The 16,119-nt window shown below is 56.9% G+C and carries 10 protein-coding genes; 5 read left to right on the forward strand and 5 right to left on the reverse strand.

The annotated features are described in order from the left end of the window. The first annotated feature begins 43 nt into the window (after positions 1-43). On the forward strand, positions 44-1,798 hold the full coding sequence (locus IEX74_RS18595; protein ID WP_188815534.1) for a family 43 glycosylhydrolase: 1,755 nt from the start codon (positions 44-46) through the stop codon (positions 1,796-1,798). Positions 1,799-1,930: 132 nt separating this feature from the next. Here the strand turns inward: IEX74_RS18595 and IEX74_RS18600 are convergent, their stop codons facing one another. Beyond that, entirely contained in the window at positions 1,931-2,917 is a 987-nt protein-coding gene (locus tag IEX74_RS18600) for an arabinan endo-1,5-alpha-L-arabinosidase (protein WP_188815535.1), read from the reverse strand. Positions 2,918-3,333: 416 nt separating this feature from the next. On the opposite strand from IEX74_RS18600, the gene IEX74_RS18605 reads away from it, so the two are divergent. After that, positions 3,334-4,449 carry a LacI family DNA-binding transcriptional regulator gene (locus tag IEX74_RS18605; RefSeq protein WP_188815536.1) on the forward strand — a complete coding sequence of 372 codons (1,116 nt, stop codon included), beginning with the start codon at positions 3,334-3,336 and terminating at the stop codon, positions 4,447-4,449. A 314-nt stretch (positions 4,450-4,763) separates the two neighbouring features. On the opposite strand, the gene IEX74_RS18610 is transcribed toward IEX74_RS18605, so the two are convergent. Continuing rightward, positions 4,764-5,879, reverse strand: coding sequence for a glycoside hydrolase family 43 protein (locus tag IEX74_RS18610; RefSeq protein WP_188815537.1), 1,116 nt, complete (start codon positions 5,877-5,879; stop codon positions 4,764-4,766). Between the two features lie 172 nt (positions 5,880-6,051). On the opposite strand from IEX74_RS18610, the gene IEX74_RS18615 reads away from it, so the two are divergent. Beyond that, positions 6,052-6,342 carry a YciI family protein gene (locus IEX74_RS18615; protein WP_188815538.1) on the forward strand — a complete coding sequence of 97 codons (291 nt, stop codon included), beginning with the start codon at positions 6,052-6,054 and terminating at the stop codon, positions 6,340-6,342. A gap of 98 nt (positions 6,343-6,440) precedes the next feature. Here IEX74_RS18615 and IEX74_RS18620 read toward each other — a convergent pair whose 3' ends face one another. The 3 genes from IEX74_RS18620 to IEX74_RS18630 all read right to left on the reverse strand — a co-directional run bounded on the left by IEX74_RS18620 (position 6,441) and on the right by IEX74_RS18630 (position 10,412). Then, positions 6,441-6,842, reverse strand: a complete 402-nt coding sequence (locus tag IEX74_RS18620) for a SpoIIAA family protein (RefSeq protein ID WP_188815539.1) — start codon at positions 6,840-6,842, stop codon at positions 6,441-6,443. 332 nt (positions 6,843-7,174) lie between these two features. Beyond that, positions 7,175-9,586 carry an endonuclease MutS2 gene (locus IEX74_RS18625; RefSeq protein ID WP_188815540.1) on the reverse strand — a complete coding sequence of 804 codons (2,412 nt, stop codon included), beginning with the start codon at positions 9,584-9,586 and terminating at the stop codon, positions 7,175-7,177. A 208-nt stretch (positions 9,587-9,794) separates the two neighbouring features. Beyond that, positions 9,795-10,412, reverse strand: a complete 618-nt coding sequence (locus tag IEX74_RS18630; RefSeq protein ID WP_188815541.1) for a DUF4136 domain-containing protein — start codon at positions 10,410-10,412, stop codon at positions 9,795-9,797. A gap of 741 nt (positions 10,413-11,153) precedes the next feature. Between IEX74_RS18630 and IEX74_RS18635 the strand changes: the two genes are divergently transcribed. After that, positions 11,154-14,336: a SusC/RagA family TonB-linked outer membrane protein gene (locus IEX74_RS18635; protein WP_188815542.1), complete on the forward strand. Its 3,183-nt coding sequence runs from the start codon at positions 11,154-11,156 to the stop codon at positions 14,334-14,336. Positions 14,337-14,600: 264 nt separating this feature from the next. Next, on the forward strand, positions 14,601-16,055 hold the full coding sequence (locus tag IEX74_RS18640) for a RagB/SusD family nutrient uptake outer membrane protein (RefSeq protein ID WP_188815543.1): 1,455 nt from the start codon (positions 14,601-14,603) through the stop codon (positions 16,053-16,055). Positions 16,056-16,119 lie beyond the last annotated feature (64 nt).

Consider the following 16,119-nt stretch of genomic DNA (forward strand, 5'->3'; position numbering starts at 1 on the left):
CGCGTTGCCATGTTCCCTTTCTCACCACCAAATCCCATCTTTCATGAAAACCAATACCCTTTTTTCCAGGCGTCACCGCCTCGGCGTTGCTGCCGGTAGTGCAGCTTTTTCCCTGCAAGTTGAGTGGCTAGGTTATGCCTGTCGCCGTATTGCATTGTTCTTATTTATAACCAGTTGTTTAGCTATTCAGCAAGTCTACGCCCTGCAAGGCGCCAACGGCGCGCACGACCCGAGTACCATCGTTAAGAGCGGCAACACCTACTGGATCTTCACGACCGGCGATGGTGTGTACGGTATGTACTCGACGGACCTCGTCAGCTGGACGCCAGGACCTAGGCCCGTTTTCCCGATCGGCACTTGGCCGAGCTGGATCAACGCGAAAGTGCCCGGCTTCGCGGGTAATTTCTGGGCGCCGGAGTGCAAGTTTATGAACGGGAAGTACTACCTGTATTACTCGTGCTCCACGTTCGGGTCGAGAGTCTCGGCCATTGGTCTGGCGACCAACGTGACACTGGATCCGGCCAGCCCCAACTACAAGTGGGAAGACCAGGGCGAAGTCGTTTCAACGAATGCCAGCAGCGCCGTCAACGCCATCGACCCCGCGCTTTTCGAAGATGCTGACGGAAAGTTGTGGCTCACGTATGGCTCCTTTTTCGGTGGCATTCGCATGACGCAGCTGGATAAGACTACCGGTAAGCCGCTGGACCTAGGTACGCAATATGCGCTGGCTAATGGCGGCGTAGAAGCTCCGTATGTAATTCGTAATGGGAGCTATTATTATCTGTTCGTCAATAGGGGCGCTTGCTGCCAAGGTGTTAACAGCACCTACAACGTGCAGGTCGGGCGCTCGGCCAGCCCAACCGGGCCCTACCTCGACAAGAACGGCGTGAACCTGAACAGCAACGGGGGCACAACCATCTTAGCTACCGCGGGCCACTACATCGGGCCGGGGCAGGTTGGCGTTTACCAGGAAAATGGGGTAACCTACGTGAGTCACCACTATTACGAAGGGTTCGAGAACGGCGCGCCCAAGCTGAGTTTGGCTTCGTTGCTATGGGATGCGGCGCAGTGGCCCGTCCTTACCCGCGACTGGGTGGCCGCCGGCCGCTACCAGATTACCAGTAGCAACAGCCCGCTTGTGTGGGATGCCTGGGGCTGCACCGGCACAGCCGGCCAAGCTATTGCCCAAGGCACCAACGCCAACTTAGCCTGCCAGCAGTGGGATTTTACAAGTCTAGGCAACGGTGAATACAAAATCACCAACGCCCTGGGTGGCCTGGCTGCGGAAGTGGCGAGCTGCTCGCCCTACCTAGGTTCGAAGCTGCAACTGAACGCCTACAGCGGCCTGCTCTGCCAGCAGTTCAAGATCGAGCGCGCCAACAACGGCTCGTATGTGTTTGCCTCCGTGAATGGCAATCGGGTGGTGGAAGTGCCGAACGCTTCGCAAACACCTGGCGTACAGCTAGGTTTGTGGGATTACAACGGCTGCAACTGCCAACGCTGGACGTTGGGCAACGCCATTGTGACGGCCAATGCCACCTCCAAACTGCCGGAGCTAGCCATCTACCCGAGCCCCGTGACGCAAGGCAAGTTCACAGTCGAGCTAGGTACTTTAAAGCTAACCGGCCCGGTGCGCGTAGAAGTGCTGAGCGTGCAGGGGCAAATGGTTTACCAGCAGCAGTTTAATCCGCAACCTAGGTTGGAAGTAGCCGTGGATAAGCCGCTGGCAGCCGGTATGTATCTGGTGCGCCTGAAAACCAGCAGCGGCCAGCTGACGAAGAAGATTGTTGTTGAATAAGACCGTATCAAGGTAGTCGCAACGTGTTAGTTAGCGGCTACTTACAAAACAGAAGCCGCTCTGTACTACAGAGCGGCTTCTGTTTTAATAAGCATACCTGTCCCGGTTGTGGGCACCCGCAGATTGGCTTGGTTACTGAGCCAACTGCACCTGCGGCCAGCCTTGGGCGTCCCAACCTAGCTTTTCCAGGCGCAGCTTGGGGCGGCCTTGGTCGGCGGCATCGTAGGCGTGAAAAACAAGGTAATCGGTGTTGTCGAAGGTGTAGACGGAGTTGTGACCCAGGCCATACCACTTGCTGTCGCCGGCTAATACCTGCGTGCCGCCGCCTTGCTCCAGCGCTACGCCGGCCTTATCTACGTAGGGGCCAGCGACTTCCTTCGAGCGGCCCACCATGACTTTGTAGGTGCTCTTGGGGCCGCGGCAGCAGTAGTCGAACGATACAAAGAGGTAGTAGTAACCGCCTTTGCGGAAGATGAACGGGCCTTCGATGGCAGCGTCGCCGGGCAGGGAATCGGTGAGCTTAGGGTCGCGGGGACGGCTGGCGATGGTGCGCCAATGCTGGGGCTCGGCGGGCGCGGTGAGGTCGGGGCGAAGCTGCACGAGCTTGATACCGTCCCAGAAGGAGCCAAACGTCAGCCAGGGCGTGCCCGCCTGGTCGCGAATGAGGTTGGGGTCGATGGCGTTCCACATGTCGCGGCCCGGCACCGACTGAATCACCTTGCCGTGGTCGACCCACTTGAAATCGGGCGAGCTAGGGTCGAGGGTTTTGTTTGTAGCCAGGCCAATGCACGACGTGTTTTTGCCAAAAGCCGACACCGAGTAGAACAGCGAGTACACGCCATTGTGAAAGGAAATATCGGGCGCCCAGATGTGGTTGCGAAAGCTAGGTACCGCCTGCACGGCCCAGGCCGGCGCCGCGTCGAACACCGGCTTCTCCCGCTTCCAGTGCTTGCGGTCAGTCGACGACCAAACGGCAATGCCCGGCCCCGTGCAGAACATGTAATACGTGTTGTTCTGCCGAATCATGACCGGATCGTGGGCCGAAATAAGCGGAACAGCTTCCTGCGCCTTGGTGCCCAGGCTAAGCAGCAGCAACACGAACAAGAGTAATGGCTTCATTATGATGAGAATTACATAAACGATTGTGTAATCTACAGCAGTTTATTCTAAATGAAAGGGGGCGCGCTTTGTGCAAGCCGCCAACCAGCCCTTCCCAGAAGCCGTTTGATGTGTTTGTCGTGTTAACTTGTTAAATTAACTAGCTTTCTGTTGAGGTAAATACGAAAGATTAGCTTCTTGCAAGCAAGATTCGCATCAATCGGTTGTGCGACAACGGCTAGGCTCCCGGCTGTTATTTTACTACCTAGGTTTCTGGCTTGGCGGCTCATCTGGAGCGAGCAGGAGGGGAGAGCCGGAGAATAGCTGTGTGCTGACGCGTTGCTGCTGCTTCGTTGTCAAACTACCTGATAGCTAATCACGCTAAGAATAGTACAGTTAGCCTATTTTGCTGACTAATTACGCAGTAATACATCCCAATGGCTTCACGCACGAAGAAGGAGAAAGAGAATGAAGTTCCGAGTAGCCCCGTCTCGATGGCCGACCTAGCCAGAGAGCTAGGGGTGTCGATGACGACGATTTCGCGGGCGCTCAGCGACCATCACAGCATCGGCCCCGCCACGAAGCAAAGGGTGCTGAAACTGGCCAAAAAGCTTAATTATCAGCCCAATCACCTGGCGGCGGCCTTGCGCAAAGGCAAGAGCAAGCTGCTCGGCGTGATTGTGCCCTACATCGAAGGCCGGTTTTTTCCTTCGGTGGTACACGGCATCGAAACGGCGGCCAGCAAGGCGGGCTTCAGTGTGATTATGTGCCAGTCGAACGAGGATGTGGCACACGAGCGCAAGAGCATCGATACGCTGCTGAGTGCGCAGGTGGCCGGTATTTTGGTTTCTCTCTCGCGCACGACCAGCGACTTTCGGCATTTCGAAAAAGTACGCAAGCGCGGCATTCCGCTCGTGTTTTTCGACCGGGTGCTGACCGACGACTACGTAAATGCCGTCGTGCTCAACGACCGGGAGGGCGCTTACCAATCGACGCTGCATTTGATTGAGCAGGGCTGCCGGCGCATTGCCCACTTCGCTGGTCCTCAGCACCTGAACATCTACCAGAACCGCCGCCAGGGCTACATCGAGGCACTGCAAAGCGCTGGCATCCCCGTCGATGAAGAGCTGATTGCCTACTTCGATATGTCGCAGGAAAATGGGGCCGAAGAAATGGAACGCCTGCTCGCCCTACCTAGCCCTCCGGATGCCGTTTTTGCCGCCGGCGACTCGTCCATCCTGGGCGCTTTGCAGTATCTGAAAAACAAGGGCGTCCGGGTGCCGCAGGATATTGCGCTGGCTGGGTTCAGCAACGAGGCCTTCACGTCCATCACCGAGCCCATGCTCACCTCCGTCGACCAGCGCTGCGAGGAAATGGGGCAGGCATCGGTACGTCTTTTCCTGGAGCTGATGGAAACCAAAGGGCCGGCTTTCTCGCACCGGCAGGTGGTGTTGCAGCCGCAGCTGTTCATCCGCGAATCGTCCTTGCACGGGCAGGCCGCGCCCTCTGCGTCTACGCCTCAGGAAGAAGAAAACGTTCAGCAGGTCAGGTAGTAAGCTCTGGATAGCTACGGTTTGAATGGGGGTTCCTTCAGGTAGCGCGAACTTTGTAGTTCGCGGTTGCGGAGTAAAGAACCGAGCCCCGCCGGGGCGGCACATCGGTAGCACCTAGCCCGTACAAACGACCGAGCCCCGGCGGGGCGACACCCAACCTAGGTGCCGCCCCGCTGGGGCTTGGGCTTATTGCTGCAGTGCCGGTTTCTACCGATATGCCGCCCCGGCGGGGCTAGCTTGGTTACGTTGTAACACGCTGCAACCTAGGTTTTGTAGTCTGCATGTGAATGCTAAATTCAACTACAACGCCTGCGCTACCCGCGCCTAACCGCCGACGCAGGTTTCTGCTTGGGCGTGGTGGCCGGAGCAGCCTGCTGAGCCGGCTTCACGCCTTCCGATGTCATCACGACGCGCTTCATTGTGCCGTCTTTGTTGTAGTAGAGGTAGTCGATGCACACGGAGCGGCGGTAGCTGCTACCCGCCGTCGGGATGGCGCCGTTGTGGTAGATCAGGTACGACTGGCCTTTGAAGTCGATGATAGCCTGATGGTTAGTGTTGGAGTTGCCGGCTATTTCGTTCAGAATGCCTTTGTATTCCCACGGCCCTTCCAGGGTGCGGCTCATGGCATAGGCCATTTTCTCCGGAAACTGGTAGGCGTACGACAGATAATACCAGCCGTTGTGCTTGTGAATCCAGGGTGCTTCGGTGAAGTTTTTCAGGCCTTCCACCTTCTTGATGGGGCCGTCCAGCTCGGTCATGTTCGGCTTGAGCTTGGCGTAGTAGCAGATGGTGTTGCCCCAGAATAAGTATGCCTGGTTGTTGCCGTCGATGTACACCGTCGGGTCGATATCGTCCCAGCTGATCTTCGCCTCGGTAGTCATGTCGTTGGTAATCAGCGCCGAGCCACGGGCGTCTTTGAACGGCCCCGTCGGGCTATCCGACACGGCTACCCCGATGGCTTTGCCCTTGATGGTGCCGTGCTCCACGGCCGCGTACCAGTAGTATTTGCCGTTGCGCTCAATCACCTGCGAGGCCCAGGCGTCGTCTTTGGCCCAGGCAAAGTCCTTCACATTCAGCGGCGACGGGTGCTCGGTCCAGTGCACCATGTCCTGGGAAGAAAAGCAGAGCCACTCGTGCATCACGTAGCGTTCCTGCGGCGCGGGCGCTTCGTCGTGGCCGGCGTAGATGTACACGGTGCCATCCTTCACCAGCGCCGAAGGGTCGGCGGTGTATTTGTGCGTGAAGATGGGGTTGCCGCCGGTCACGGGAAGGGCAGTGGCTTTCTGTTCCGTGGTCTTCTGCTCAGTAGGCTTTGGGGCAGTTTGTTGGGCTAGAGCAGCGGGTGATGCCAGCGTAGCGGCGAGTAGACCGGCTGCCAGTCCAATGGTAGAGGCAGAAGGATTTGTAGTTCGGCTAGGGTTGACTTTCATGTAGGTAAGTAACACAATCGTTTGTGAAACTTTCGCAACAACTGGAAGTATTTTCCGGGCAACAACAAAAAGAAGCCGTCAGCCAGTATACTAGCCGAGTTGTACAATTAAACGCCACACTCACTTCCCCAAACCAGGTACGCTTAATCTGCTACCTAGCTTTTCCCTCAACATGAATCAATACCTGATTACCGCCTACGACTACACCGATGCCGACGCGCTGGAGCGCCGCCTGCAAGCGCGCCCCGCGCACCTCGAAGGCGCCCACCAGCTGCGGCAAACCGGCAACCTGCTCTTCGGCGGTGCCATCCTCAACGACGCCGGTCAGATGATCGGCTCCATGATGGTGGTGCAGTTTGAAAGTCTCGAAACCCTGAACGCCTGGAAAGAGCAGGACCCATACATCACGGGCGGCGTGTGGGAGAAGGTGGAAATCAAGCCCTTCCGACAGGCGGCGGTGTAGCTGGCTGCTTGGGTAAAACCACAAAGCTAGGCTCTGGCAGCGTTCCAGAACCTAGCTTTTTTATTTAGATCGTCCTCGAGCCGAAGGATAAACCTAGCTTAGGAAGTATAAATCTGCTTGGCTTGCGCAAGTGAAGGCTCCTCGCCGAGCGCCCACCGAACGGCTTCTTCTTTCTGCGCCAGCGGGAAGTGCCGCACCTGCATCGGCGCCAGCAGGTTGCTCGCGGCTGCTAAGGCTTTGATCAGCGTGTTATCGTCGCTGGCAACGGCCACGCGGTTGAAGTCGTTGTAGTGCTTCACATCCTGCCTGATGTCCTGCCACAAGGCCGGCAACGTCATAAAGTCGAGGCTGCGCACTTCCAGGTACACGTTGATTTTGCCCCAGCGCGCCACTTTTTGCTCTAGCGTTGGCACCACGCCGTTGTAGTCGGCTTTCGTTAGCGTGCCCGCTACAATGAGGGTCAGCAGGTTTTGGTCGGGATAATCAGAAGCTTGGAACATAAAGCAGGAGGGGAAAAGAAATTGACAAACGCCCGGGCGTAAGAGCCCCGCAATGCAAGCACAAACGAATGGCTGCCGATGGAAGTTATCGTGGAGATTCAGCTGCACGAAAACCTAGGTCTCCCTCCGCTGGCGCGAGCTTGTAGCTCGTGCCGACGATGGAGTGCGCTTCCTAGCGCAGTGAAAGCTAGCTAATTGCGAAATAGCCCTGCTGGCCTAGCAAACTGGCTGTAAGCCAGTCGACAAGGTGGGGCCAGCGTGTGCTTTACAAGCACACAAAAAAGCCTCCATCCTTTAGCAAGATGGAGGCTTTGGAGTTTATAGAGCGAGTGTTACTTCAGCACAGCTAGGGTCACACCGTCGCCGCCGCGGTCGGCGTGCTCGTCGCCGACACTGGCAATGGCGCGCACCGAGCGCAGGTAGTCGCGCACCACCTGGCGCAGCACGCCGTTGCCGCGACCGTGCAGGATCTTGAGCTCCGGCAAGCCGAACATGATGGCATCATCCACGAAGGCCATCACCTTTTGCAAAGCGTCTTCGGCACGCTCGCCGCGCAGGTCGAGGGTCGGGCTGAAGTCGGCCATGCGGCCGGTAAGATCCATGCCAGAGCTGGCATAAACGGCTTTCTCAGCCTTCTTCTCGCGCTCCTTCACTTCGGCGCGGCTGAGCTTTTCGAGCTGACTTACCTTCGTCAGCGTTTTCATACCACCGAATAGGACTTCAGCGGTTTTGCCTTTCACGCTGGCAATCTCCCCGTAGCCATCCTGACCTAGCAGCGCCACTTTGTCGCCCACCTTGAGGTTGGTAGCGTCGGCGGCTTCGCGGGTCGGGCGGGGCTTCGGCGGCTCGATGTGCAGCTTTTCGCGCACGAACGTATCGAGCTGCTCGCGGGCTTGTTTGGTCTGCTCTTTCTCGGCCTGGTTGCGGCGGATTTCGGCAATAGTCGCCTCAATCTGCTGGTTCGTGTCCTTGAGCAAGGTCTTCGCTTTCTGCTTCGCCTCGCGCAGTACTTCCAGCTGCGTGTCTTCCAAGTGGCGCTTCAGATCTTGATAATCCTGAGCGGCTTTCTTCAGACGGCGCTCCTGCTTGGCGGCCTCAGCGGTACGCTGCTCCAGGTCGGTCTTTTCTTTCTCCAGACCCTCCAAGAGCTGATCGTAGCGGATTTTATCCTTGCCAACCAACCGGGTTGCCTGCTCCACGATCTGCTTGGGTAAGCCAATCTTGCGGGCAATTTCGATGGCAAACGACGAGCCCGGCTTACCGATTTCCAGGCGGTAGAGCGGCTGCAATTGCTCCGGGTCGTAGCGCATGGCTCCGTTCACGATGCCTTGCGTGCGCTCGGCAAAGTTCTTCAGGTTGGTGTAGTGCGTGGTGATGACGCCGAAGCTGCGGGCCTGATTGAGCTGGTTCAGCACGGCTTCCGCAATGGCGCCACCTAGCACCGGCTCGGTACCGGTACCAAATTCGTCGATGAGCACGAGGCTGCGCTTGCCGGCAAACAGCAGGAACTGCTTCATGCTCAGCAAGTGCGACGAGTACGTGCTCAAGTCGTTTTCCAGACTCTGCTCATCGCCGATGTCGAGGAAAACATCATCGAACATGCCCGCTTCCGAACCATCGCCGGCCGGAATGAGCAGGCCGCATTGCAGCATGTACTGCACCAGGCCCACCGTCTTCATGGCCACCGACTTACCACCAGCGTTCGGTCCCGAAATCAGCAGAATGCGCTGCTCAGGGTTCAATTCCATGTCCAGCGGCACCACGTCGCGCGGATTATCCTTTTGCTCCTTGAAAGTGAGGTAGAGCAGCGGGTGACGCACCTGCTTCCACTGCACCAGCGGGCGCGGGTGCAGCACGGGCATCGTCGCTTCCAGTCGCAAGGCCAGCAAGGCTTTAGCCCGGATGAAATCCAGCAGACCTAGGTATTGATACGCCTTGCGCAGGTCCGGAATGTGCGGGCGCAGCTGGTCGGTAAGGGCCGTCAGAATGCGGATCAGCTCGCGCTGGTAGGCATTTTCCAGGTCCTTGATGTCGTTGTTCAGCTCAAAAACGGCTTCCGGCTCGATAAAAACCGTCTGGCCCGAAGCCGATTCGTCGTGAATCAGGCCGCGCACCCGGCGCTTGTGCTCGGCTACCACCGGCAGCACCAAGCGGCCACCGCGGATGGTCGGTTCGGCGCCTTCCGGCACCCAGCCTTGCTCGCGGGCATGACGCAGTACGCCGGCAATCTGCTTGCGCAATTGGCCCTGGCGGGCAATCAGCTCCTGCCGCAAGTGCGAGAGCAGCGGCGAGGCGTTATCGTACACCTGGCCTTCGTCGTTCACCACTTTATCTAAAGCAGCCAGCAAGTTACGGTCGACCTGCACGCCGATACCTAGCAGGCGCAGGGTAGGGTAGAGGGCTTCTTCGGCCTGGGTGAAAAACGCAAGCGCCTGCCGGATAGTGCGCAACGACATCTTCACGGCAAAAAAGGCGGGCACATCGAGGTAGGCACCGGGCAGCGCGGCGCGCACCAGGTGCGGGTGTACATCGTGGTAGTGCTGGCTGGGGAAGTCGGCGCCGGAGTTGAGCAGGGCGCGGAATTCATCCGTCTGCTGGAGCAGCTTCTGAAGCTGGTCGTACTTGGTCAGGAATTGCATCTTGCCCACGAACTGACGACCTAGGGCACTCAGACACAATGTTTCCAGCATTTCCCGCAATTGCGAGAAGCCTATTTTATGTTCAAAATTCTGAGGTAGAATCAAGATTGGTATTTTGGTAATGGTACTTAGATAAAGGCTTGTAAAAGTAAACATCCGCAAGCAGCAGAAGATTCGCTGGTAATACTATATTAATATGAATTGTCTGCTTTTCTGCGCCCAATGATGGAAAGCCAGGACCAGAACCTGGCTTTTTATAAACAACAAAAAAAGCCTAGGTACTACCTAGGCTTTTCACTGCAGGAAGCGGCTGCTACTGGTTGTCGCCGCGGTGGGTGTAGGCCACGAACACCTTGGCTACGGCCGCGGCCACTTTGGCCTTGTCTTTCTCCATGGCCTCGCCGCTACCTAGGCCGGAGGCGTAGCCTTGCCACACCACTTCGCTTTTCTTGCTGTCAACCAGCTGCACGAAGATGCTGCCTTTGTCAAGCTTAATATTGCGCGGGGCATCGTCGGGGCGGTACTCGTTGGCGGTCCAGTAGTTGTCACCGTAGCCGGAGTTGTCGCGAATCTCGGTGGGCTGCTCAAACACGCGAAAGTTTACGATGAGGTCGGGGGTGGTGGGCTGGTAGGTGTAGCCGCGCGTGACCATCTGCTGCTGCACCGCGTCGCGGATGGTGCGTTTGTAGCTGGCATCGTTGGCGAAGAACGTGGCATTCACCGTGTCGTTGACCTGGGAGGCCCAGCCGTAGGTTTTATAGGCCGAGAAATCAACGTTGGAGGCGGAACCAGTGCTGGCGTCGAGGGCAGAGCCGGTAGCTTGGTCGGCGCTGCCGCGCTGTTCGCTGCCCACCGAAACCTGCTCGGAAGAGGAGCAGCCTGCGACAAACAGAGCAATGACAAGGGCGGTAGGTATAGGCAAAGCTTTCATGATGCTTATTTTCTGGCGGGAAACAGGTGACGAGCATCAATACGGCTGTGGAAAGAACATGTTTGACAGCCCGATACGCGCTAATCTACTGCTCGCCAAGGCAGAAGGCTTTGCCCGGCGGGTAAGCCTTCTGAGCAGACCTAGGTAGCAGATCCGGGACCTGCTTCTTACGATCAATAAACTGAACAGTTTTGCGGAAGAAAATCTGTTTTGGTGAATTTTTAATAGAATATTTGCATAAACCATAACACATTTATATAATTGGGAAGAATTAGTTGAAAACATAGCAATTGATCCTGGCTATCAGCTGCTATTGCCTGCTTCGAATAGAAGTAATAATCTGACTTCAGCCGCTCCGCCTTCTGCCAACTCCCACGCCAGAAGTAGCTTCTCAGATTTCCTGTTCCTGCCTCCCGCCAATTCCCGCGCATTACCCTAGTACGCCCGTGCGACCGACTACCTGGCTTGGTAGATCGTGACCACGAGTCTTTGGCTCTGAACATCCCCGCAAATCCCACCGCTTACCTAGGCACCAGACGTGTGCCCTGCTACTGCTTTGCCCAACCAGTACGCTCGGCTTGCCGTGCGACTCGGAAGGCTTTCAGATGTGAATAGGTAATATAGTACTTTGATATTCAAGAATTTATACTTGAAATGGGTGCCTCGTGCGCAGACTCTGTCGGGGCAGATGCTGTTCTAAAAAATCAGAATCAAACCATCCATCTACCTAAAGTCCAAAGCATGAAAAGATTAGTACTCTTACTTTTTCTGTGCCTTTGTACGCTGTCAGCAGCGCTTGCGCAAAAGCAAAAAATTAGCGGGAAAGTGACAGAAGGTGAGAATTCGCCTTTGCCTGGCGTCACGGTCCTCGTAAAAGGTACTTCGCAAGGCATGACAACCAGCGGCGATGGCACTTTCTCAATGGAATGTGAGCCAACAAGCACGCTGGTTTTTTCTTTTATCGGCTATAGCACCCAGGAAGTGCCGGTAAATGGCCGATCGACCGTCAACGTGAAGATGGGCGCTGATGCTAAACAACTTGCTGATGTAGTGGTAGTTGGCTACGGCACCCAATCCAAAGAAGAATTTACTGGCTCGGCCGCGCGCGTGAAGGGCGACGTGGTGAAGGACCTGCCGGTACAGAGCTTCGACCAGGGGCTGGCCGGAAAGGCCACGGGCGTGAGTATTGGGCAGCCCAACGGCGTGCTGAACAACGCGCCGGTGATTCGAATTCGCGGTATCAACTCGATTTCGCTTAGCTCTTACCCACTAGTAGTGGTCGATGGTATTCCGATCAATACGGGTAACGTGGCCGGCAGCAGCACGGTGGCGAACAATCCTTTGGGTGATATAAACCCCGCTGATATTGAGTCGATTGACGTGCTGAAAGACGCTGCTTCAACGTCCATCTACGGCTCGCGGGCGGCAGCCGGCGTTATCCTGATTACCACGAAAAGCGGCAAAGCGGGCAAGCCGAAAGTAACCTATGAAGGCTGGGCCGGGGTGACCAGAGCCGTGCGCCTGCCCAAACTGCTGAACGCCGAGCAGTTCATGATGATCAAGAACGAGGCGGTGCTGAACGCCAAGATCCTGACGGGCAAAGAGAACGATCCGACGGTGCCTTCGGCGCTGTTCTTTCCTATGTATAACGCTGACGGCTCGCTCGTTGACACGGATTGGTACAAGGAAGTGTACCAGACGGGCTTTTCGCAGAACCACAGCCTAGGTGTGTCGGGTGGCTCGGAAACAACTAAGTATTACTTCTCGACCAACTACAGCAAGCAAAAAGGCATCCTTAAAACCAACGAGTTTACCCGCAAAGCCGTCCGCTTCAACCTCGACCACAAGCTGACGCCCTGGCTAAGTCTGACCGGCAATGCGAACTATAACAACACCCTGAACTCCTCGCCCAACACGGGTTCGTTGGAGGGCAATGCCTTTGGCATCGTTGGCTCGGCGCGCTTGGCCTGGATATCGGCGCCTAATGTGCCCGTCTACAACCCTGATGGCTCTTATAACATAACCACTGCCAACGCCATCGGCATGGGTAATAACCAGGTAGCGAGCAACTTCTACAACCCCGTGCCAGTGTTGAATCTGAATAAGTATACGTCAGAAAACGACCATATCATTGGCAATTTCGTCGCCGATTTTCACCCTGTCAAGGGGCTGAATTACCGGATCAGCTACGGGGTCGACCGCCTGAAGATCGAGAATATTACTTTCCAGAGTCGGGTGCACGGTCCGGCTTACGGTAGTGCAGTGGGCGTTGGCGGTAACGCTACCAACACGAGCCTGATGCTCAACAACACCGATTTCACGAACACCCTAGGTTACCAGACCACGCTGCTGGCTAAGCACAGCATTGGCCTGCTCGTGGGTTATGACTGCCAGAAGGTTGCCAGCTCAGCGTGGGGCGCCACGCGCAGCAACGTGGCCGATGATTTCTTTGATGAGTACCAGGGTAGCTACGGCGCTATCGTGCCGGGTGGTACCACTATCAACTCGCTGGGCGACAAAGCATTGGTTTCGGTTTTCGGCCGCCTGACCTACGATTACGACAAGAAGTACTTCCTGACGGTGAACTTCCGCCGCGACGGCAACTCGGCCTTGGGCACAGGGAAGAAATACGGCAATTTCGGGGGCGTATCAGGAGGCTGGTCGCTGGGAGAAGAGGCGTTCTACCGCAATTCGACCTTGGCGCAGGTGATGACCGGGGTGAAGCTGCGCGCCAGCTGGGGCCGGATTGGCAACGCCAACCTCAACAACTGGTATGGTTCGCTGACGCTGTATAACTCGGGGCTGTATGGCTCAGCGGCCACCTGGGCCTTTTCGCAGGGCGGCAACTCCGACCTAGGTTGGGAAACCGGCAAGCAAACCAATGTGGGCGCCGACCTAGGTCTGTTCAATGACCGGGTGCAGCTGGACATGACCTACTACCGCAACAACGTGGACGACCTGATCCTGAACGTGCCCCAGTCGCCTTCGAAGGGCATCCCAAACAACGCCATTCTGCAAAACGTGGGCGCCATGTACAACCGCGGCTTTGAGGTGGGCATTACGGCCAGCATAATGGAGCGCGGCAAGTTCAGCTGGAGAACCAACCTGAACTACACCCACAACAAAAACCGCGTAACGGAGCTATACGGTCAGGGCTCCGAGATTGTAGGCACCACCAGCGCCACCGCCGAAACCAGTAACATCACCCGCGTGGGCTACTCCGTAGGGAGCCTCTACGGGGCCAAAACGGACGGCGTGAACCCCGAAAACGGGCAGCGAATCTTTATCAATAAGGAAGGTCAGAAAGTGCAGTACAACCACGCCGTGCCGTCGGGCCAGAGCCGCTGGACGTACCTGGATGGCTCGGCGGCGCCCGCCATCAGCGTGAGCGACTACCAGCTGCTGGGCAACGCGCTACCGACTTTTTATGGCGGTTTCAACAACACCTTCACGTACGGCAACTTCGACCTAGGTATCAATTTCACCTACTCGGGCGGCAACTACGTGATGAACGGTAGCAAAGGCACCTGGCGCGACCAGCGCTTCTGGAACAACACCACTGAAGTGCTGGAGCGCTGGACCACGCCCGGCCAGGTGACGGATATCCCGCGCGTCGTCTACGGCGACCTGCTGTCGAACGGCTCTTCCTTCCCGATTTCCGAGAACGTGGAAAAGGGCGACTATATCCGCCTGCAAACGGCTTCGCTGGGCTACCGCGTGCCGGTGAAGCTGTTCGGCCCTAAGTCGGGCATCAGCTCAGTGCGCGTTTATACGCAGGTATTTAACGCTTTCCTACTTACCAAGTACTCCGGCACCGACCCCGACATCTCGTCGAACGGCAACAACAACCTCACGCCGGGCGTGGATAAAAATTCCGTCCCGCAGGGTCGCACCTTCACCTTCGGGGTGAACGTCGGATTCTGATCTGACTTCACGGTCCGAGTACGTTCAGGCGGGGCGCCTCACCCCTGGCCCCCTCTCCGAAAAGGAGAGGGGGAGCCGAGAGACAATGAACAATGGACAATGTAGAATGAACAATTGTTCACTGCTCATTGCTCATTAACGCCTGGCTCCCCCTCTCCTTTTCGGAGAGGGGCCGGGGGGTGAGGCGCCCCACTAGAACGACCATACATAAGTCCGCTAAAGCACGAGGTACTTAGTAAAAATCACCTAGCAGAAACTGAAAAAATGGCTCTATATACTTTTAAATCAACTGCCTGCAAAGCCAGCCTGGCCTGTCTGGCGCTGACGGTTACCCTAGGTCTCACAGCCTGCGACGAAAAGGACATCATGAACCCGGTGCCTCAGACTTCGCTTCAGGACGCATACTTGTTTGACACGCCGGCGCGGGTGCTCGGGCAGGTGAACGGCATGTACGCCGGCCTGAAATCGGGCAACTTCTTCGGCGGGCGCTTCCCGATGCTGAGCGACATTCGCGGCGAGGAGTTTATCAACCGCCTGCAAAACGTATTTACCGGCTACGATGCCTGGAATCACACCATCAACTCCGGCTCCAACGATGCGCTGACCACCTGGAGCAGCGCGTATGCTACTATTAACCTGACTAATCTGCTGATTGACGGTTTGGCCGCTCACCCCAACGTGGTGGATGCGGCTACCACGGCGCAGTACGTGGGCGAGGCCAAGTTCGTGCGGGCGCTCTGCTATTTCAGCCTGATTACGTTCTACAGCCAGCCGTACGTGAAAGATCAGGGTGCTTCACCGGGCGTGCCGCTGCGCATGAAGGGTGAGTCTTCCACCACAAACAACAACCTGGCTCGCAGCACGGTAGCCCAGGTATACGCCCAGATCATCAAAGATTTGGATGAAGCCGAAGCGGCTCTGCCGCTCAAATACAGCTCCGATCTGCTGAACACTTCGCGCGCGCACCGCAACTCGGCTATTGCCCTCAAAACGCGCGTGTACCTGAACATGGGGCAGTTCGACAAAGTGGTAACGGAAGCCCAAAAAATCGTGTCGGAAGCGGCGCCCTACAAAGCTTCCGACGGCGTAGCGCACCAGCTCCAGGCCGATATCAACACGCTATTCACGACCAACTACACTTCCACGGAGTCCGTTTTCTCCATGCCCATGACCGAACTGGATAACATCAGCGGGCAAAGCTCCTTGGGCTACGAGTACAACTTCAACCAGGAGTACAACCTGAACCCGAGCGGCATTCTGGGCAACGCGCTGTGGGGCAAGGATGATGCGCGCCGCACCATGCTGCGCACTTCCGGCACGGCGGTGTATTTGATGAAATATCGCAAAGTGAATCCGTATCTCGACTACGTGCCCGTGATTCGCTACTCCGAGGTGCTGCTGAATTACGCCGAAGCGCTGGCCCGGCAAAGCGCGCCCGACCTGAAGACGGCAACGGCGCTGCTCACGGCCGTGCACCAGCGCTCCGATGCGAAGTACACGTTTCCGGCCAGCGCTACCGCTACGGCCAAAGACCTCACCAGCACCATCTGGGCAGAGCGTCGCATCGAGCTGCTAGGGGAGGGGTTTCGCTCCAACGACCTGTTGCGCAACCTGCTACCCATTCCGAGCAAGGGCACGGCGCCATCTATCACGCCTTCGCAGCCGGAGTACATCTTCCCCATTCCAAACGCGGAGATTTCTTCCAACAAGGACTTATAATGAACCTAGCTAGGTCGGCATGTAGAGACGCATACTTGAGTCTCATCTTCGAACGACTGGCGCT

Source organism: Hymenobacter cavernae, from assembly GCF_014641455.1.
GTDB classification, from domain to species: Bacteria; Bacteroidota; Bacteroidia; order Cytophagales; family Hymenobacteraceae; genus Hymenobacter; species Hymenobacter cavernae.